The sequence below is a fragment of the Streptomyces sp. NPDC015171 genome, from assembly GCF_043079545.1.
Taxonomy (GTDB): domain Bacteria; phylum Actinomycetota; class Actinomycetes; order Streptomycetales; family Streptomycetaceae; genus Streptomyces.
Genome location: NZ_JBIBUO010000013.1, coordinates 57,201 through 74,137, shown reverse-complemented (window position 1 = coordinate 74,137; position 16,937 = coordinate 57,201). Strand labels below are relative to the sequence as shown.

Genomic DNA, 16,937 nt, shown 5'->3' with positions numbered 1-16,937 from the left:
CGTGGGGGCCGGCAGGGTCCGGACCCGCGTCTTCTCTGTCTTTCAGTCTTCTACGCGCGGTCTTCAAGCTCTTCTACGCGCGCGCAGGCGCGCGTAGGGAATGAGGGAATGCAGGACCGGGGCGGCGGGATTCAGTCCCTCCCGCAGACGAAGATCGCCGTGCCGGGGAGCAGGTTCCCGCGCAGCGGCGACCAGCCGCCCCACTCCGAGGTGTTCCAGGCCGGCCACTCCGGCTCCACCAGGTCCACCAGGCGGAAACCGGACGCCGCGATGTCACGCACCCGGTCGCCGATGGTCCGGTGGTGCTCCACGTAGACCGCGCGGCCCCGCTCGTCCTGCTCCACATAGGGCGTGCGGTCGAAGTAGGAGGCGGACACCGTGAGGCCCTCGGGGCCCGGCTCGTCCGGGAACGCCCAGCGGATCGGATGCGTCACCGAGAACACGAACCGGCCGCCCGGCCGCAGCACCCGGCGCACCTCGCGCAGCACCAGCCGCGGGTCGGCAATGAACGGCAGCGCCCCGTACGCGGAGCACGCCAGGTCGAAGGAGCCGTCGGCGAAGGGCAGCGCACCGGCGTCGGCACAGACCAGCGGGAACGATCCGCCGATCCGCAGCGCGTGCTGCAGCTGGCGGTGCGAGAGGTCGAGGGCCACCGGGCGCGCGCCCTGGGCGGCCAGCCAGCGCGCGCACTGCGCCGCGCCCGCGCCGATCTCCAGGACGTCCCTGCCCTTCAGGTCCTCCGGCGGCCCGAGCAGCTCGGCCTCCACCTCGTCCAGGCCCTCCGGGCCCCAGACGAAGCGGTCGTCGCCGAGGAACGTGCCGTGATCGGTCTGGTACTCGTCCGCGTTGCGGTCCCACCAGCCGCGGTTCGCCCGCGCGCTCTCCGTGACGTCCGCGTCACGCCGGGTGGCCTCGGGCTCGTGTTCCGCCGACCCTTCCGGGTCGTACGCTTCCGGCTCTTGGATGATCGGCTCCCTCGTCGTACTCTTCCGTCCAACCCGACGGGGGTCCGAACAGAGGGATCCCCTGGGTCTGCGTGGCCTGTTGGAGTGAATCTTCTGCCGGTTATGCGGCGATCCGCCCCGGGTGGGCGCCTTCGCGCATTGACCCTGTCCGGCTGCCCCCGTATGCTACAAGTTGCGCTGCGGGCCTGCGCACCTCAGACGTAGCAGGCTGCGCTCGCATCTGTTGTATGTCCCCTCGGTTGTCGAGGCGTCATCACCAGTTCCTGGTGAGGCGCTTCCTTGGCTGTCCGGCTTCTTCAGAGCGAAACGGGCTCCCGGCGTAAGCAGTACCTACGACTTCAATGTCCGTACCGGAGCCCTTTCCCACATGACGAGCAGCACCGAGACCACCGCCACCACCCCGCAGGTAGCGGTCAACGACATCGGTAACGAGGAAGCCTTCCTCGCCGCGATCGACGAGACGATCAAGTACTTCAACGACGGCGACATCGTCGACGGCGTCATCGTGAAGGTCGACCGGGACGAGGTCCTGCTCGACATCGGTTACAAGACCGAAGGCGTTATCCCGAGCCGTGAGCTCTCGATCAAGCACGACGTCGACCCCAACGAGGTCGTCGCCGTCGGTGACGAGATCGAAGCCCTTGTTCTCCAGAAGGAGGACAAGGAAGGCCGCCTGATCCTCTCGAAGAAGCGCGCCCAGTACGAGCGTGCCTGGGGCACCATCGAGAAGATCAAGGAAGAGGACGGGATCGTCACCGGTACCGTCATCGAGGTCGTCAAGGGTGGTCTCATCCTCGACATCGGCCTCCGCGGCTTCCTCCCGGCCTCCCTGGTCGAGATGCGCCGTGTTCGCGACCTCCAGCCCTACGTGGGCAAGGAGCTCGAGGCCAAGATCATCGAGCTGGACAAGAACCGCAACAACGTGGTCCTGTCCCGCCGTGCCTGGCTGGAGCAGACCCAGTCCGAGGTCCGCCAGACGTTCCTCACGACCCTCCAGAAGGGTCAGGTCCGTTCCGGTGTGGTCTCCTCGATCGTCAACTTCGGTGCCTTCGTGGACCTGGGTGGCGTCGACGGTCTGGTCCACGTCTCCGAGCTTTCCTGGAAGCACATCGACCACCCGTCCGAGGTTGTCGAGGTCGGCCAGGAAGTCACCGTCGAGGTCCTCGACGTCGACATGGACCGCGAGCGCGTCTCCCTGTCGCTGAAGGCGACCCAGGAAGACCCGTGGCAGCAGTTCGCCCGCACCCACCAGATCGGCCAGGTCGTGCCCGGTAAGGTCACGAAGCTGGTTCCGTTCGGTGCGTTCGTCCGCGTGGACGAGGGCATCGAGGGTCTGGTCCACATCTCCGAGCTGGCCGAGCGCCACGTGGAGATCCCGGAGCAGGTCGTCCAGGTCAACGACGAGATCTTCGTCAAGGTCATCGACATCGACCTCGAGCGCCGCCGCATCAGCCTCTCGCTGAAGCAGGCCAACGAGTCCTTCGGTGCCGACCCGGCCTCGGTCGAGTTCGACCCGACCCTGTACGGCATGGCCGCGTCCTACGACGACCAGGGCAACTACATTTACCCCGAGGGCTTCGACCCCGAGACCAACGACTGGCTCGAGGGCTACGAGAAGCAGCGCGAGGAGTGGGAGCGCCAGTACGCCGAGGCGCAGACCCGCTTCGAGCAGCACCAGCAGCAGGTCATCAAGAGCCGCGAGGCCGACGCTGCCGCTGCTGCCGAGGGTGGCGAGGCTGCCGCTCCGGCCGCTTCGGGTGGCGGCGGTTCGTACTCCTCCGAGGGTGCGGACACCTCCGGTGCCCTGGCTTCGGACGAGGCGCTTGCCGCGCTCCGCGAGAAGCTGGCCGGCGGCCAGAGCTGAACGCCTGCCGCTGAGGCATAGCCGATAGCAGGCTGAGGGGCCGCACCTTTCGAGGTGCGGCCCCTCAGACGTGTGCGGGGGTGCCGGTCGTCCTGCTCAAGGGACGCCCGTCCCCGGCCCGCCAGGTGGTCCCTGGCCCGTCAGGTGATCCTCGGCCCGTCGGATGATCGCCCCGTCCCCGGTCAGGAAGTCACCGGTCAGGAAGTCACCGGGATGTTCGTCAGGCCCTTGCCGCCCGACACCGTGTTGCTGCTGTAGACCGTCGTCTTGCAGCCGGAGATGCTGTTGGTGACGTTGATCGCCAGCTGGGTCGCGCCGGTCGCGCCCGCCAGCGCCGACTTGTTGCCCTTGAACACCGTGCCGCAGCCCCAGCCGGACTGCTGGGTGTGGGTCTGGTAGCCGTCGTTGGTGGTGCTCTTGCCGGTGTTGTCCTGGACGAGGACGCCGTTGCCCTTCACATCGACCCAGGAGTCGTCGTAGTTGGCGCCGGTCAGGCCGCCGCCGTCGAAGGTGTTGCCGATGATCCGCGCGCCGGTCGTGCCCTCCTTGATGTCGACGTTCTCGCCGCCGACGCCCGGGCCGATCGTGTTGTCGAGTATCTGGACACGGTCGCTCTTGTCGGACAGCGTGTTCGCGGTCCCCACATAGACGCCCTCGCCCATGCCGCGGCCGTCGTGCCCGGTGTCGTAGATCTTCGAGTTCTTGATCACGCCGTCGGTGCTGGAGTTGCGGAAGTGCACGCCCTCCATGTCCAGGTCGTGCACGGTGACGCCGTCGACCACGACCCCCTTGGCCGTGTCGATCATGATGCCCTTCTGGCCGCCGGTCACGGTCACACCGCTGACCGTCCAGTAGGAGGCGCCGTTCAGGTGGAGCCCGTAACCGCCGCCGGCCGTCAGTACGGCCTTGACGGAGCCGGTGAGCGTGATGCGGGCGGACGCCGTGGCCGGCGTGGTCGTCTTGAAGTTGCCGGTGTAGGTGCCGTCCGCCAGGTGGATCGTGTCGCCCGGCTCGGCGGCGCCGAGGGCGGTCTTCAGCTGGGCCGCGGTCGTCACCTCGATGGTGGTGGCGGCCGAGGCCGGGCCGGTGGCGGTCAGGAGCAGGCCGCCGGCGGCGAGGGGCATGGCGAACAGGGGCACGAGCGATGTGCGGATGCGCATGGATGCTCTCCTGTCGTACGGACTGCCGTACGGACTGTCGTACGGACGTCTGATCACGGTGCAGACCTTTTCTCATACATGAACAATGAACGTCAGTATGAACACCGATGCTCGTGAAGGTACGGACCAGCTGACGGGGCGTCAAGGAGTCCCGCACGAGATCGCAGATCAGCGGCGTGTCGCGGGAATTCCCCTGTCCGAGGGCGCGTTGTCGATGAGGAACACGAGGAGGGGCGGTCACAGTGCTTGATCCGCAGGGTTTGTACGCATGGGAGCCGAAGGGCCTCGCCGTTGTCGATATGGCGCTCGCCCAGGAGTCGGCCGGCCTTGTCATGCTCTACCACTTCGACGGATACATCGACGCGGGCGAGACGGGCGACCAGATCGTCGACCGGCTGCTCGACTCACTGCCCCACCAGGTCGTGGCCAGATTCGACCATGACCGGCTCGTGGACTACCGGGCCCGCCGGCCCCTGCTGACCTTCAAGCGGGACCGCTGGACCGAGTACGACGTCCCGGCCATCGAGGTCCATCTCGTCCAGGACGCCACCGGTGCCCCGTTCCTCCTGCTGTCCGGCCCCGAACCGGACGTGGAGTGGGAGCGGTTCGCGGCGGCGGTGCGGCAGATCGTGGAACGGCTCGGCGTGCGCCTGTCCGTGAACTTCCACGGCATCCCGATGGGCGTCCCGCACACCCGCCCGGTGGGCCTGACCCCGCACGGCAACCGCACCGACCTCGTCCCCGGTCACCGCAGCCCCTTCGACGAGGCGCAGGTGCCCGGCAGCGCGGAGGCGCTGGTCGAGTACCGCCTCATGGAGGCGGGGCACGACATCCTGGGCGTCGCCGCGCACGTCCCGCACTACATCGCACGTTCCGCGTACCCCGACGCGGCCCTGACCGTCCTGGAGGCCATCACGGCCGCCACCGGCCTGGTGCTGCCCGGTGTGGCGCACGCGCTGCGCACGGACGCGCACCGCACCCAGACCGAGATCGACCGGCAGATCCAGGAGGGCGACGAGGAGCTGACCGCACTCGTCCAGGGCCTCGAGCACCAGTACGACGCGGCGGCGGGCGCCGAGACCCGGGGCAACATGCTGGCCGAGCCCGTGGAGATCCCGTCGGCCGACGAGATCGGGCTGGAGTTCGAGCGCTTCCTGGCGGAGCGCGAGGGCGAGGGCTAGCCCCGGCACCGGGCCGGCCGGAGCCGGCAGAGGGCTGTCCACAGGCGGTCAGGGGGAGGGCCTAAGCTTCCGCTCATGCTGACAGTGGGCCTGACCGGCGGGATCGGAGCCGGCAAGAGCGAGGTGTCCCGGCTGCTCGTGGAGCACGGGGCCGTGCTGATCGACGCGGACCGCATCGCGCGCGAGGTGGTGGCCCCCGGCACCGCGGGCCTCGCGGCGGTGGTCGACGCCTTCGGAACGGACATCCTCGCCGCGGACGGCAGCCTGGACCGGCCCCGGCTCGGCTCGATCGTCTTCGCCGACCCCGACAAGCTCGCCGTCCTCAACTCGATCGTGCATCCCCTGGTGGGCGCCCGCTCCCGCGAGTTGGAGAGCGCCGCCGCCGAGGACGCCGTGGTGGTCCATGACGTGCCCCTGCTGACGGAGAACGCTCTCGCACCCCTCTACGACGTCGTGGTCGTCGTGGACGCGAGCCCCGAGACCCAGCTCGACCGGCTGGTAGGGCGGCGCGGGATGAGCGAGGAGGACGCACGCGCGCGGATGGCCGCGCAGGCGACCCGCGAGCAGCGCCGGGAGATCGCGGACATCCTGATCGACAACGACGTACCCCTGGACGCGCTGAGGCAGCGCGTCGCCGAGGTGTGGGACGACCTGGTGCACCGGGCGCGGCAGAGCCGGCCGGGCGCGGAATAGCCGTCCGTCCGGGGGCGTTGAAGCCGTGCAGCAAGGGAAGGACTCAGCTGTGCCCGAGACCAGCGGTTCCACCGGACGTACCCCGGAGACGCACGTCATCGACTTCCGTGCCGCCGAGCACCTGCTCAACGCGCGGGACCCGCGGGGCGCGGTGAAGCTGCTCGACGGAGTCATCGCCGCGCACCCCGAGAACACCGCCGCCCGGCTGCTGCGTGCGCGTGCCTTCTTCGCGGCCGCGCAACTGCGGCCCGCGGAGCTGGAGTTCACCATCGTGCTGGAGCGTGAGCCGGACAACGCGTTCGCGCACTTCGCCCTGGCCCGCACCTATGAACGCCAGGGCCGTCCCGACCAGGCCATGCGCCATTTCCGGCTGGCGGCGGCGCTCGACCCCAACCCGGAGTATCTGAAGTCGGCCCGCTTCGACGACTGAGCGGGGGCCTCTGCGCCGGCGGCGGCCAGGGCGGCGCGGCGCCGGCTGAGGCCGGGGCCGGGGCGAGGGTGGGCGAGCCGGGCGGTGGATGCGCGCGGCGCAGGTCACGGATGACGGTGCCTCGGCGGCCAGGGATACGACCGTCCCGGATACGACCGTCCCGGATAGGGCGGTCCCGGATGCGGCGTCCTTGGATACGGCGGTCCCGGATGCGGAGGCCCAGGATACGGAGGTCCGCTCTCCGGTGGCCGGTACGGCGGTATGTCCCGGCCCGGCTGGTAGTGCGGGCCCTGGTGGATGTGCCGGAGGATCACGGCCATGTCGACGGTGGCCAGCAGCCACAGCACCCCGCAGGCCGCCGCCCAGCCGGGCCGGCCGACCAGCGCGAACACCGCCGTACCGAAGATCGCCCAGACCAGGCCCCACACGCTCAGCCACAACCGCGCCCGCAGTGCACTGCGCGCGGTCGCCGGCTCACTGCCCGTACGCATCGGATCACCACTCCTGCTGGCAACGTACTCTCGGGGACGACGTGCATCAACACTCGATGGGACGGCGAGCGGCACCGCCCGGCGGGCCGACGCGGACGCGTGTCCAGGGGCGCTCGACCAGGCGCGCGCGGTGATCCCGTCCGTCGAGGCCGGAAGGGGGACCGCCCGTGCTGCCCGACGCCGACGACCTGCCCGAACTGCTCCTCGACCTGGCCGTGCCGCATGAGGACATCAACGAACTCGTCGCACGGTCACGCAGACTGACCGGGGACGCGGACGCACGAGGACTCCTGACGGAGTGCGTCGAGGAGCTGCTCCGCGAGCCGGCGGACATCGGCCGCACGCCCGCGCTCGACGACCTGTTCGCCTCGGCGCCGGCCGACCTGGCCGACCTCTTCCCGGTGTACGTGTTCGTCGCCGCGCTTCCGCGCACCCGGGCGTACCACCGGGCGCGCGGCATCCCGGACGAGATCTCCCGGCGCACCCTGGCCGACCTCGGCCGGCACATCACGGGGCACCGCAGACGGTACGGCAGAGCCGGGGTGCAGGCGCCGCGCTGGCTGGTCCGGCACTTCCGCGGTGAGCTGTACCAGCTGGGACGGCTCCAGTTCGAACGGGCACGGCTCGGGCGGCACACGGCGTCGATGATGACGGCGGCCGGACTGGACGCGGCACCCTCGGCGCCCTGCCTGAACCTGCACATCGCCGACTTCCGCGGACCGCTGACCCCGTCCGCCTGCGACAACTCCCTGGCGCTGGCACGTGAGTTCTTCGCCCGGCACTTCCCCGAGGAGCGCCCTGCGCAGGCGCTCTGCCACTCCTGGTTGCTGGACCCGCAGTTGAGGCGCTATCTGCCCGCCGGGTCCAACATCGTCCGCTTCCAGGAACGCTTCCGGATCGCCCGCGCGGACGGCGAGCCGGCCGACACCGTGCCCGTGCAGTTCGTCTTCGGAGACCCGGATCTGCCGGTGGCCGGACTACCCCGGCGCACCTCCGTGGAGCGGGCCGTCGGAGACCATCTGCGGGCGGGCGGTCACTGGTACATCGGCCACGGATGGTTCCCGTTCCCCGCTGAATGACTCGAACGAGTGAACTGGGGGAGGACGGGAACGGGCGTGCGGGAGCGGGGCGTTGTCCGGGCATGAGGATCGAGATGCGTGAGGGGTACGAGGGCACGGGGCCGGGCGCGATCACCCCGGACGGCTGTGCGGTCGAGCTGTACACCCGGCTGCCGGTGGGCGACGAGCCGGACATCATCGCCGAGGCGGTGCCGGCCGGGGCACACATCCTGGAGCTGGGCAGCGGGGTGGGCCGGATGACCCATCCGCTGCTGGAACGCGGCTTCACGGTCACGGCGGTGGACGAGTCCGCCGCCATGCTGGCCCGGGTCCGCGGGGCGCGCACGATATGCGCCGCCATCGAGGACCTCGACCTGGGCGAGAAGTTCGACGTGGTGATGCTCGCGTCGTTCCTGGTGCACACCGGCGACGAGGAGGTGCGCGCGGGCATGCTGCGGACCTGCGCCCGGCATGTGGCGGAGGGCGGTTGCGTGCTCATCCAGCGGGAGGGCGCCGACTACCACACCAACGTGCCCAGAGAGCGGGTCGACCCGAGCGGCTTCACCGTGCGGATCGCCTCGGTGGAGCCGGCCGGCAACGGTGTGAACTCGGTGCGCGCCGAGTACGACTTCCCGGACGCTGCCTGGACCCAGACGTTCCTGGCCAGGCCCTTGACGAAGGAGGAGTTCGAGTCGGCGCTGACGGAGGCGGGCCTTGAGGTGGACGCGTATCTGACACCGGACGGGATGTGGGTGCGGGCAGTGGCGGCGGCGTGACACCGGCAGAGGCCGGGGCCGACGCGACGCCGCACAGACGGGTGACCCTCAACCCTCCATAAAGCTCCATAAAGGACATAAAGGGGTGGCTCCCGCGCGACGCAGGGCGTAGCGGGGCGCCGGCTCACCGCCCGCGCGGGCGGCCGCCCTGTCCGTCGGAGCGGCCGTGTCCCCCCGAGCCGCCGGATTCATCGCGTCCGCCCGGCCCGCCGGAGCCATCGCGTCCGCCCGAGCCCCCGCGTCCGCCACGCCCACCAGAGCCGGTGGTTCCGCCGGGGCCGCCCAGGCCCCCCAGGTCGGCCAGGCCGGCGAAGCCTCTGGGGGCGCCCTGGGTGAGGCCGCGGAGGCGGTCCAGTTCGCGGCGCTCCCGCTTGGTGGGCCGACCGGTGCCGCGGTCGCGGACGCCGACGGGGCCGACGGCCTCACGAGGCGGAGGCGGAGGGGAATTGTCGATGTAGCAGAGGGCGGCCACGGGCGCTCCGACCCGCTTGCGGATCAGATGCTTGACGATCACGATCCGCTCGCGGCCGTCGTGCCGAAGCCGTACCTCGTCGCCTACGCGCACGGAGTAGACGGGCTTCACCCGTGTGCCGTTCACATGTACGTGTCCGCCCCGGCAGGCGGTGGCACCCAGGGAGCGGGACTTGATCAGACGGACGGCCCAGATCCAGCTGTCGATACGGACCCGCTCGCCGGCGGCGGGCCCGGCGGCGGCCATCACGGCGATGGTCTTGGGGTCGAGCGGCGGATCGGCGGGGGCGGGGGTGGAAGCCGTTCCGTCCGGGACGCCGGTTCCGGCGCCGGATTCCTCGCTGGTCCCACGGTCCACGTTCTCGTCCGCATCCTCGGAAGCCATGCCACGACCTTAACGCCCAGGGCCCGCCGAGCCGGAAGCGTTTTATGGCGCCGGGGGGCGGGGGTGGGGCCGGTCGTAGGGGCCGGGGGACTGCGGGCACGGGGGACTGCGGGGGGACCGGGGGACTGCGGGCGCGGGGTGCTGGGGCTGCGGGCGCTGGGGGCTGCCCGGCGGCGGACGGCACGGGCATACGGTGGCGGTATGGACGACAGCAGTGCGCCCGAACGGCTTGATCGGCTCAATGGGCTAGACCGGCTCGGTCGGCTCGACCTGCGCGTCGCAGAGTGCCGGGCCTGTCCCCGTCTTGTCGCCTGGCGTGAGGAGGTGGCCCGTACGAAGCGGGCCGCGTTCGCCGACTGGACGTACTGGGGGCGGCCGGTGCCCGGCTTCGGCCCGGCCGACGCGCGGCTGGTGGTCATCGGGCTGGCCCCGGCCGCGCACGGCGGCAACCGCACGGGCCGTATGTTCACCGGCGACCGCTCAGGAGACGTGCTGTACCAGGCGCTCTACGACGTGGGGCTCGCCTCGCAGCCCACTTCCGTCAGCGCGGACGACGGTCTGGAGCTGTACGGCGTGCGGATCACGGCACCCGTCCACTGCGCTCCGCCCGACAACAAGCCGACTCCGGCGGAACGGGACACCTGCCGGTCCTGGCTGGTCGAGGAGCTGACCCTGCTCCGGCCGAGGCTGAAGGCCGCCGTCGTGCTCGGCGCCTTCGGCTGGCAGGCCGCGCTGCCGGCGTTCGCGGAGGCCGGCTGGACCGTGCCCCGCCCCCGCCCGGCCTTCGCCCACGGCACCAGGGTCACGCTGGACGGACCTGACGGGCTGGCCGGGGCAGGTGGGTCAGCCAGGGCGGAGGGGGCGGCCGGGCCGGATGGGGTGGAGGGGGCGGCTGGCCCGGATGGGTCGGACGGGGTGGACCTCTTCGGCTGCTTCCACGTCAGCCAGCGCAACACCTTCACCGGGCGCCTCACCCCCGGGATGCTGCGCGAGGTGCTGCGTACGGCGGCGGAGGCGGCCGGGCTGCCGTGACGCGTCGGCATCGAGCCGGCATCACACCGGTCAGTCCGCTTCGGCGTCCTCGCCGAACAGGTGCCGTACCGTCGAGCGGTAGCCGGCACGGACGCGGCCGAGGGCGCGTGCGCGTGCGCGGCGGGGTCGCCGGAGGCGATGGACTCGTACAGTTCGCGGTGCTCGCCGAGGCGACAGGGCTCCGGGGCTCGGGCCCCGAGCCCCGGAGCCCGGGCCTTTGGCTTCTTGCCGAGGCGACGGGGCCCCGGGCTGGGCCCTGGCTCCTCGCCGAGTCCGTCAGTGTTCGCCGGCTGTCCGCTCCGGCACCGCCGCCGTGGCCGTGATCTCCACCAGCTGGCCGGTGTAGCCGAGGCAGGCGACGCCGAGCAGTGTGGAGGAGTGCGGCCCTGTGCTCAGGCCCGAGGACTCCACGACCTCCCATACCGCGGACAGCGTCCCGGGCTCGTCGGCGACCACGTACACCTCGGTCGCCAGCACATGTTCCAAGTCGCTGCCGATGGCCCGCAGTTGCTCGCGCAGATTGGCGATGACCTGCTCGGCCTGGCGTACCGGATCCCCCGGTCCCACCAGCTCGCCGTCGGCGCTCAGCGGCACCGACCCGGCGAGGAACGCGATCTTCGTGCCGGCCTCGACGACGGAGGCATGGGAGTAGGTGGGCGGAGGGAAGAGAGCGGGGACGGTGACGCGCTGGATCATGGAAGCGGCTCCTGCGGGGTCGGCGGACAGCCCTCGTACGCCTGGCGACAACGCTCTGGTGCACCGGGCGGAGGGCGGCGAACGGCTTTCCGATGATCCGGCCTCACCGGCCCCGACCGCATCCGAATTTCCCGTGCGGACCACGGTGCGGCTGCGTCAGGCTGAGGGCATGCCCGACCTTTCCGACGCAGAGTTCCTCGCCGCCACCGCCGACCGGCTGGCCGCCCTCCCCGCCGTCCGGGCCGTGGCCCTCGGCGGTTCCCGGGCCACGGACACCCACCGCCCGGACAGCGACTGGGACCTGGCCGTCTACTACCGCGGTCCCTTCGAACCGGACGACCTGCGGGCCCTCGGCTGGCCGGGCGAGGTCTCCGACATCGGCGGCTGGGGCGGCGGCGTCTTCAACGGAGGCGCCTGGCTGACCGTCGATGGACGCCGGGTCGATGTGCACTACCGGGACCTGGACGTCGTCGCGCACGAGCTGGCCGAGGCGGAGGCGGGCCGCTTCCGGGTGGAGCCGCTCCTGTTCCACCTGGCCGGGATCCCCAGCTACCTGGTCGTCGCCGAACTGGCACTCAACCGCGTACTGCGGGGCGAACTCCCGCGCCCGGCCGGGTATCCGCCGCTGCTGCGCCGCACCGCCTCCGGCCGCTGGTCCGGCACCGCCCGCGCCACCCTCTCCTACGCCGAGGCCAACCATGCCCCGCAGGGCCGCCTCACGGAGACCGCCGGTGCCCTCGCCACCGCCGCCGCCCAGGCCGCGCACGCCGTACTCGCCGCCCGCGGGGAGTGGGTGACGAACGAGAAGCGGCTGCTGGAGCGGGCCGGGCTGCGCGGGATCGACGCCGTCCTGGGTGCGCTGCGGGCCGAGCCCGGCGCCCTCGCCGCCGCCGTGGCCGAAGCCGGGGACATCATCGACAGGGCGTTGCGTTCGTAGCGGCGCGTCGGCGTCGGCGTTGCGTTCTGCGGTATGAGATCAGTATTGCGTTCGTAGGTGTGATACCCCCATTGGGATTGTTTCGCAGGGGTGATGTGGTGCTTGCGTTCATAAAGAAGGGTGATGACCCGGTCAAGTTTCACCTCACCGAAACATAAACGTCCGATTCGTTCACGGAACACGATCTACCGTGGAGCCACACCTCCACCGTCCACCGTCGTCCGAAGGCCCACCCCCGCCCTCGTATGCAACAGGAGCCCCGTGTCCCGGCCCGCCGTACCCCTCTGGCTCGCCCATGCCTTCCGTGCCCAGCGCGGCCCCGTGCCCTGGAGCGCGGTCTGCCGGGGCGCGCTGGCCGCCGGGCCGCTGCTGCTCGCCGCCGTGCTCGCCGGGCGGCCGGCCCTCGGGGTGCTCGCCGCGATCGGCGCGATGCTCGCCGGTATCAACGACCGCCCCGGCAGCCGGCGGGCCTCCGTGCACCGGCTCGGGGCGCCCGCGCTGGCCGGTGCGCTGGGGCTGCTCATGGGCACGTACGCCGGACAGGGGCTGGCCGCCGTACCGCTGACCCTGGCGCTCACCGCGCTGGGGCTGGTCGCCGGCGGGATCAGCGCGGTCGGGCCCGTCGCCTCCGCCGCCGGCACCCAGCTGCTCGTCGCCGCGGCGATCGGCGCCGGTATGCCGGCGGCCGAGAGCGGCTGGCAGCGGGCCCTGGCCTTCCTGGCCGGCACCGGCTGGCTGCTGATGCTGCGGCTCGCCCTGCCCACCCCGGGTTCGCTGGCCGGGGACTTCCGGTTCGACGGGGAGCGGGCAGCGGTCGCCGATGTGTACGACGCGATCGCCGCGCTCGTCGACGCGGTGGGCGGAACGAGCGCCACGGCCCGGCGGGCCGCGCTCACCGCCGCGCTCGACCATGCCCAGGACGCCCTCGCCGGACCCCGGCTACGGCCCTACACCGGCTCCGCCGCCGAACGCCGGCTGCACGCGCGGTTCGCCGCGGCCCTGCCCCTCGCCGAGGCCGCGACCGCCCTGTACTGGGCGGCCGAGCCCGTGCCGGCGCGGGCCGCCGCGGGGCTCCGGCGGCTCGCCGCCGCCGTCCGGGACGACACCGGCACCGGACCACTGCCCGCGCCGCACCGCTCCGCACCCGCCCTGCGCGCCCTGGACGATGCCCTGCTGCGCGCCGCCGAGGCCTTCGACCGGGGCGAGGGCACCCAGCGCGGACTGCTCGGCCGGCGCCGCGGTGTCCGGCGGGCGCTGCGGGCCGCCATCGACGCCGGCGGACGCGAGTACGGGCTGCGCGTGGCCCTCTGCTTCGGCGCCAGTGCCGCCATCGCCCAGGCCCTGCACCACAGCCGCTGGTACGGGCAGCACGCGCACTGGTACTGGCTGCCCGCGACCGCCGTCTTCCTCGTCAAGCCCGACCTCGGTCCGCTCGCCTCGCGGGTGCTGTGCCGGGCCGCCGGTACCGTGCTCGGCGCCCTGGTGTTCGCCGGGTTCGCCGCGCTGCTGCCCCGCCCGGCCGGGCTGATCGCACTGGTGGCGGTGTGCGGCGCCGCCATACCGGTCGCCGCCCGGCACTTCGCGGCGCTCACCGCCGTCGTCACCGTCCTCGTCCTGGCCCTGGTCATGGTCGGCGGCGAGCCGCAGGCCTCGGTCAGCCGGATCGGCGAGACCCTGCTGGCCTGCGCGCTGGTGCTGGTCGTCGGCCATCTGCCGATGCCGGGGGAGCGGGGCGGCGGGGTACGGTCCCGGCTCACGGCGGCCGGCAGCGCCGCGCACGTCTACCTCCTGCACGTCCTCGGCGAGTCCGGCGACCGCGCCGAGCGGTGGGCGCTGCGCCGGGAGGCCTACCGCACCCTCGCCGAGGCCCGCACCGCCATCGCGCTCGCCGCCGCCGAACTGCCCGCCCTCGCCCGGCACACCGAGGGCACGGACGCCGTCGCCGAGGTGCTGGAACGACTTGTCGACACCACCACGGCCTGCGCGGTGCACCTCGACGACACCGGCCGCCTCACCCCCCGGCACGTCCGCCAGCTGCGGGACGCGGTGCGGGAGCTGGAGCGGCGGGGAGTGCGGGTACCGCTGCCGGCTGCCGCGTAGGTCCGGCGGGTAGTCCGCCGGGTAGGTGCGTCGCGTAGTCGTATGCGTGCTTTCGGCCGCTCGGTCGCTCGGTCGCGCGGTCGGCTCGTGCCGGCCGGATGCGGGTTCGGCCCGCATCGCGGTACGAGAGGGCCGTACGTTGGGCTCATGAGTGCCGCCGGGCCCGTGAGCGCCGTCCCTCCCGTCCCTCCCGCCCGTCCGGCCGATCTGGTCATCACCGGCTGCACGGTCCTGATCCACGAGGAGCAGGGGGAGGGGGAGCAGGGGGAGCAGGGGCAGTACGGCGAGCAGGGGGAGCGTGGGGGCGCCGGGGGGATCGGATTTCGCCAGGACGCCGCGATCATCGTCCGCGACCGGGTGATCGACGCGGTCACCACGGCCGCCGCCGCGTACGACGTGCCGGCCGTGACGCGGATCGAGGCGCACGGACAGGTCGCGCTGCCCGGACTGATCAACTGCCACACGCACGCACCGATGGTGGCCCTGCGCGGACTCGCCGAGGATCTGCCGATCGAGGAGTGGTTCAACGACGTCGTCTGGCCCGTCGAGACCAACCTCACCGCGCGGGACGTGGAGTTGGGGGCGCGGCTTGCCTGCGCCGAGATGATCCGGGGCGGCGTGACCTGCTTCGCCGACCACTACTTCCACATGGACACGGTCGCCGCCGTCGTCGCCGAGTGCGGGCTGCGCGCCCATCTCGGCGCCGCCTACTTCTCCGGCCAGGGGCCTCAAGGACGTCAGGCGTCAGCGGAGTTCGCACTCCGGCAGCGCGGCGCCGCCGACGGCCGCATCACCACCGCCCTCGCCCCGCACGCCCCCTACACCGTCACCGACGCCGACCTCACCGCCACCGCCGAACTCGCCCGCGAACACGGCCTGCCCGTCCACATCCACGCCGCCGAGAACCGGGACCAGACCGAGACCAGCCTCGCCCGGCACGGTCTCACCCCGATCGAGGTGCTGGACCGCACCGGGCTCCTCGACACCGACCTGCTCATCGCCCACGGCACCGGCATCCTGGAGCGGGACCTGCCGTTGCTGGCGCGCACGGGCGGCCGTACGGCGGTGGCCACCGCGCCCCGCGGCTACCTGAGGTTCGCCTGGCCGACGACCACCCCGGTACGGGCCCTGCGCGAGGCCGGGGTCCCTGTCGGCCTCGCCACGGACGGCGCCGCCTCCAACAACTCCCTCGACGTGTGGGAGGCGATGACCCTGACCTCCCTGATCCAGAAGTCCGCCGAGGGCGACCCGCGCTGGCTGACCTCACGCCAGGCCCTGCACCACGCCACGGTGCAGAGCGCCCGCGCGGTCGGGCTCGGTGACCGGGTGGGCACGCTCGCGCCCGGCCGGCGTGCCGACATCATCCTGGTCGACCTCACCGGCCCGCACACCCAGCCGGTCCACGACCTCGCGGCCACCCTGGTGCACAGCGCCCGCGCCGCCGACGTCCGCACCACGATCGTCGACGGCCGCGTGCTGATGCGGGACCGCGAACACCTCACCCTCGATGTGCGGGAGACCGTAAGGCAGTTGACGGACCGGCTCCCCGCACTGACCGCTCGCGACCACGGGCGGCGCGTCCAGGAGTACGACACCTGAACCGGCAGGGCGCTGCGCGTTCCAGCCGACCCGGCCGGACCTCCGGTTCGATCTGGCATCCCGGGTGGATCCGGCGTCCTCGGTGGCTCCAGCGGTCTCGGTGGGCCCCTCAGGTCCCACGGGCCCCTCAGGCCCCAGGGGCCCGACAGTCCCCACGGGCCCGCCAGTCCCCACGGACCCGACAGGCCCGATACGACCCGCTGAGACTGGCTGGAAATTTCTCCCTATCCGGCGATGAGTTCCGCGTCCACCGGCGGTCACCATTCCGAACCGACCGTCGGACAGGAGGGCCCATGTCGCTTCCGGAGATCGTCTCGCGCGAGCAGTGGTGCGCGGCGCGCGAGGAGTTGCTGCGCAAGGAGGAGGCGGTCAGACGAGCGCGCGAGGTCCTGGGCGCCGAGCGGAGGCGGCTGCCCATGGTCGAGGTCGACCCGGAGTACGTCTTTGAGGGCGGCGACGGCAAGGCCACCCTGCTCGACCTCTTCGAGGGCAGGGCCCAGCTCGTCGTCCACCACTTCATGTTCGCGCCCGAGTGGGAGACCGGCTGCCCGTGCTGCGCCGCCTTCCTCGACCAGGTCGGCCACCTCGCCCACCTGCGCGCCCGGAACACCGCCTTCGCAGCCGTCTCCCGGGCGCCGTTCACCCGGATCCTGCCGTTCAAGGCACGCATGGGCTGGGCGGTGCCCTGGTACTCCTCGTCGGAGAGCGACTTCAACCGCGATTTCGAGGCCACCGTCGACTCGTGCGGGGACCCGGTCGAGCGCCCGGGCCTCAGCTGCTTCCTGCGCGACCGCGACCAGGTCTTCCACACCTACTCGGTGTACGACGACGGGCTGGACGGTCTGGGCACCACCGCCGCCCTGCTGGACCTGACCGCCCTCGGCCGCAGCCCCGTCGGCAGCGACCGGCTCCGCCTCCACGACGAGTACGACTACTGATACGACTACTGAGACGCTTCGGCATCGAGGCGCGCGGGACCTCCAGGACGGCACGACCAGTGACATGAAATGAACGGACTGACGCACGTACGAGCATGGACGCGCTGTGTGCGCATACGGACACGGAAGGTGCGGTTCGTGTCACAAAGTGAACGGATCCT

The 16,937-nt window shown here is 72.1% G+C and carries 15 protein-coding genes and 2 pseudogenes; 11 read left to right on the top strand and 6 right to left on the bottom strand.

What is annotated here, in order from left to right; translation table 11 throughout:
- Positions 1 to 131: 131 nt before the first annotated feature.
- Positions 132 to 968 carry a class I SAM-dependent methyltransferase gene (locus ACF073_RS30225; protein WP_392074756.1) on the bottom strand — a complete coding sequence of 279 codons (837 nt, stop codon included), beginning with the start codon at positions 966 to 968 and terminating at the stop codon, positions 132 to 134.
- Positions 969 to 1,332: 364 nt separating this feature from the next.
- On the opposite strand from ACF073_RS30225, the gene rpsA reads away from it, so the two are divergent.
- On the top strand, positions 1,333 to 2,829 hold the full coding sequence (rpsA, locus tag ACF073_RS30220) for a 30S ribosomal protein S1 (RefSeq protein ID WP_392074579.1): 1,497 nt from the start codon (positions 1,333 to 1,335) through the stop codon (positions 2,827 to 2,829).
- Positions 2,830 to 3,026: 197 nt separating this feature from the next.
- Here rpsA and ACF073_RS30215 read toward each other — a convergent pair whose 3' ends face one another.
- Positions 3,027 to 3,989, bottom strand: coding sequence for a nitrous oxide reductase family maturation protein NosD (locus tag ACF073_RS30215; RefSeq protein ID WP_392074578.1), 963 nt, complete (start codon positions 3,987 to 3,989; stop codon positions 3,027 to 3,029).
- Positions 3,990 to 4,231: 242 nt separating this feature from the next.
- Between ACF073_RS30215 and ACF073_RS30210 the strand changes: the two genes are divergently transcribed.
- The 3 genes from ACF073_RS30210 (at position 4,232) to ACF073_RS30200 (ending at position 6,293) form a co-directional block, all read left to right on the top strand.
- Positions 4,232 to 5,170, top strand: a complete 939-nt coding sequence (locus tag ACF073_RS30210) for a PAC2 family protein (protein ID WP_392074577.1) — start codon at positions 4,232 to 4,234, stop codon at positions 5,168 to 5,170.
- A 75-nt stretch (positions 5,171 to 5,245) separates the two neighbouring features.
- Positions 5,246 to 5,863, top strand: a complete 618-nt coding sequence (coaE, locus tag ACF073_RS30205; protein ID WP_392074576.1) for a dephospho-CoA kinase — start codon at positions 5,246 to 5,248, stop codon at positions 5,861 to 5,863.
- Positions 5,864 to 5,912: 49 nt separating this feature from the next.
- Positions 5,913 to 6,293 (top strand): tetratricopeptide repeat protein, encoded by a 381-nt coding sequence (locus ACF073_RS30200; protein WP_392074575.1) that lies wholly within the window; start codon positions 5,913 to 5,915, stop codon positions 6,291 to 6,293.
- Between the two features lie 230 nt (positions 6,294 to 6,523).
- Here ACF073_RS30200 and ACF073_RS30195 read toward each other — a convergent pair.
- Positions 6,524 to 6,784: pseudogene (locus ACF073_RS30195) on the bottom strand (DUF6343 family protein); the annotation flags it as partial.
- A 167-nt stretch (positions 6,785 to 6,951) separates the two neighbouring features.
- On the opposite strand from ACF073_RS30195, the gene ACF073_RS30190 reads away from it, so the two are divergent.
- Complete coding sequence (locus ACF073_RS30190; RefSeq protein WP_392074574.1) at positions 6,952 to 7,863, top strand: acyltransferase domain-containing protein; 912 nt, start codon at positions 6,952 to 6,954, stop codon at positions 7,861 to 7,863.
- 74 nt (positions 7,864 to 7,937) lie between these two features.
- Complete coding sequence (locus ACF073_RS30185) at positions 7,938 to 8,618, top strand: class I SAM-dependent methyltransferase (protein WP_392074755.1); 681 nt, start codon at positions 7,938 to 7,940, stop codon at positions 8,616 to 8,618.
- Between the two features lie 124 nt (positions 8,619 to 8,742).
- On the opposite strand, the gene ACF073_RS30180 is transcribed toward ACF073_RS30185, so the two are convergent.
- Positions 8,743 to 9,474, bottom strand: a complete 732-nt coding sequence (locus tag ACF073_RS30180) for an RNA-binding S4 domain-containing protein (protein WP_392074573.1) — start codon at positions 9,472 to 9,474, stop codon at positions 8,743 to 8,745.
- A gap of 201 nt (positions 9,475 to 9,675) precedes the next feature.
- Here ACF073_RS30180 and ACF073_RS30175 point away from each other — a divergent pair, with 201 nt between their 5' ends.
- Positions 9,676 to 10,506 carry a uracil-DNA glycosylase gene (locus ACF073_RS30175; protein ID WP_392074572.1) on the top strand — a complete coding sequence of 277 codons (831 nt, stop codon included), beginning with the start codon at positions 9,676 to 9,678 and terminating at the stop codon, positions 10,504 to 10,506.
- A 30-nt stretch (positions 10,507 to 10,536) separates the two neighbouring features.
- Here the strand turns inward: ACF073_RS30175 and ACF073_RS30170 are convergent.
- Together ACF073_RS30170 and ACF073_RS30165 are read right to left on the bottom strand one after the other, a co-directional pair.
- Positions 10,537 to 10,685, bottom strand: a pseudogene (locus tag ACF073_RS30170) (GntR family transcriptional regulator); the annotation flags it as partial.
- Between the two features lie 97 nt (positions 10,686 to 10,782).
- Positions 10,783 to 11,202: a RidA family protein gene (locus tag ACF073_RS30165; protein ID WP_392074571.1), complete on the bottom strand. Its 420-nt coding sequence runs from the start codon at positions 11,200 to 11,202 to the stop codon at positions 10,783 to 10,785.
- Between the two features lie 169 nt (positions 11,203 to 11,371).
- Here ACF073_RS30165 and ACF073_RS30160 point away from each other — a divergent pair, with 169 nt between their 5' ends.
- The 4 genes from ACF073_RS30160 (at position 11,372) to ACF073_RS30145 (ending at position 16,776) form a co-directional block, all read left to right on the top strand.
- Positions 11,372 to 12,139, top strand: coding sequence for a nucleotidyltransferase domain-containing protein (locus tag ACF073_RS30160; RefSeq protein WP_392074570.1), 768 nt, complete (start codon positions 11,372 to 11,374; stop codon positions 12,137 to 12,139).
- Positions 12,140 to 12,400: 261 nt separating this feature from the next.
- Complete coding sequence (locus ACF073_RS30155; RefSeq protein WP_392074569.1) at positions 12,401 to 14,239, top strand: FUSC family protein; 1,839 nt, start codon at positions 12,401 to 12,403, stop codon at positions 14,237 to 14,239.
- A gap of 147 nt (positions 14,240 to 14,386) precedes the next feature.
- Positions 14,387 to 15,838 carry an amidohydrolase gene (locus ACF073_RS30150; protein ID WP_392074568.1) on the top strand — a complete coding sequence of 484 codons (1,452 nt, stop codon included), beginning with the start codon at positions 14,387 to 14,389 and terminating at the stop codon, positions 15,836 to 15,838.
- 293 nt (positions 15,839 to 16,131) lie between these two features.
- On the top strand, positions 16,132 to 16,776 hold the full coding sequence (locus tag ACF073_RS30145; RefSeq protein ID WP_392074567.1) for a DUF899 domain-containing protein: 645 nt from the start codon (positions 16,132 to 16,134) through the stop codon (positions 16,774 to 16,776).
- Positions 16,777 to 16,937 lie beyond the last annotated feature (161 nt).

Bases quoted from the DNA above. Each gene is read 5' to 3' on its own strand.
- rpsA (WP_392074579.1), top strand. From the start codon at position 1,333: ATGACGAGCAGCACCGAGACCACCGCCACCACCCCGCAGGTAGCGGTC.
- ACF073_RS30215 (WP_392074578.1), bottom strand. From the start codon at position 3,989: ATGCGCATCCGCACATCGCTCGTGCCCCTGTTCGCCATGCCCCTCGCC.
- coaE (WP_392074576.1), top strand. From the start codon at position 5,246: ATGCTGACAGTGGGCCTGACCGGCGGGATCGGAGCCGGCAAGAGCGAG.
- ACF073_RS30185 (WP_392074755.1), top strand. From the start codon at position 7,938: ATGCGTGAGGGGTACGAGGGCACGGGGCCGGGCGCGATCACCCCGGAC.
- ACF073_RS30180 (WP_392074573.1), bottom strand. From the start codon at position 9,474: ATGGCTTCCGAGGATGCGGACGAGAACGTGGACCGTGGGACCAGCGAG.
- ACF073_RS30175 (WP_392074572.1), top strand. From the start codon at position 9,676: ATGGACGACAGCAGTGCGCCCGAACGGCTTGATCGGCTCAATGGGCTA.
- ACF073_RS30165 (WP_392074571.1), bottom strand. From the start codon at position 11,202: ATGATCCAGCGCGTCACCGTCCCCGCTCTCTTCCCTCCGCCCACCTAC.
- ACF073_RS30160 (WP_392074570.1), top strand. From the start codon at position 11,372: ATGCCCGACCTTTCCGACGCAGAGTTCCTCGCCGCCACCGCCGACCGG.
- ACF073_RS30150 (WP_392074568.1), top strand. From the start codon at position 14,387: ATGAGTGCCGCCGGGCCCGTGAGCGCCGTCCCTCCCGTCCCTCCCGCC.
- ACF073_RS30145 (WP_392074567.1), top strand. From the start codon at position 16,132: ATGTCGCTTCCGGAGATCGTCTCGCGCGAGCAGTGGTGCGCGGCGCGC.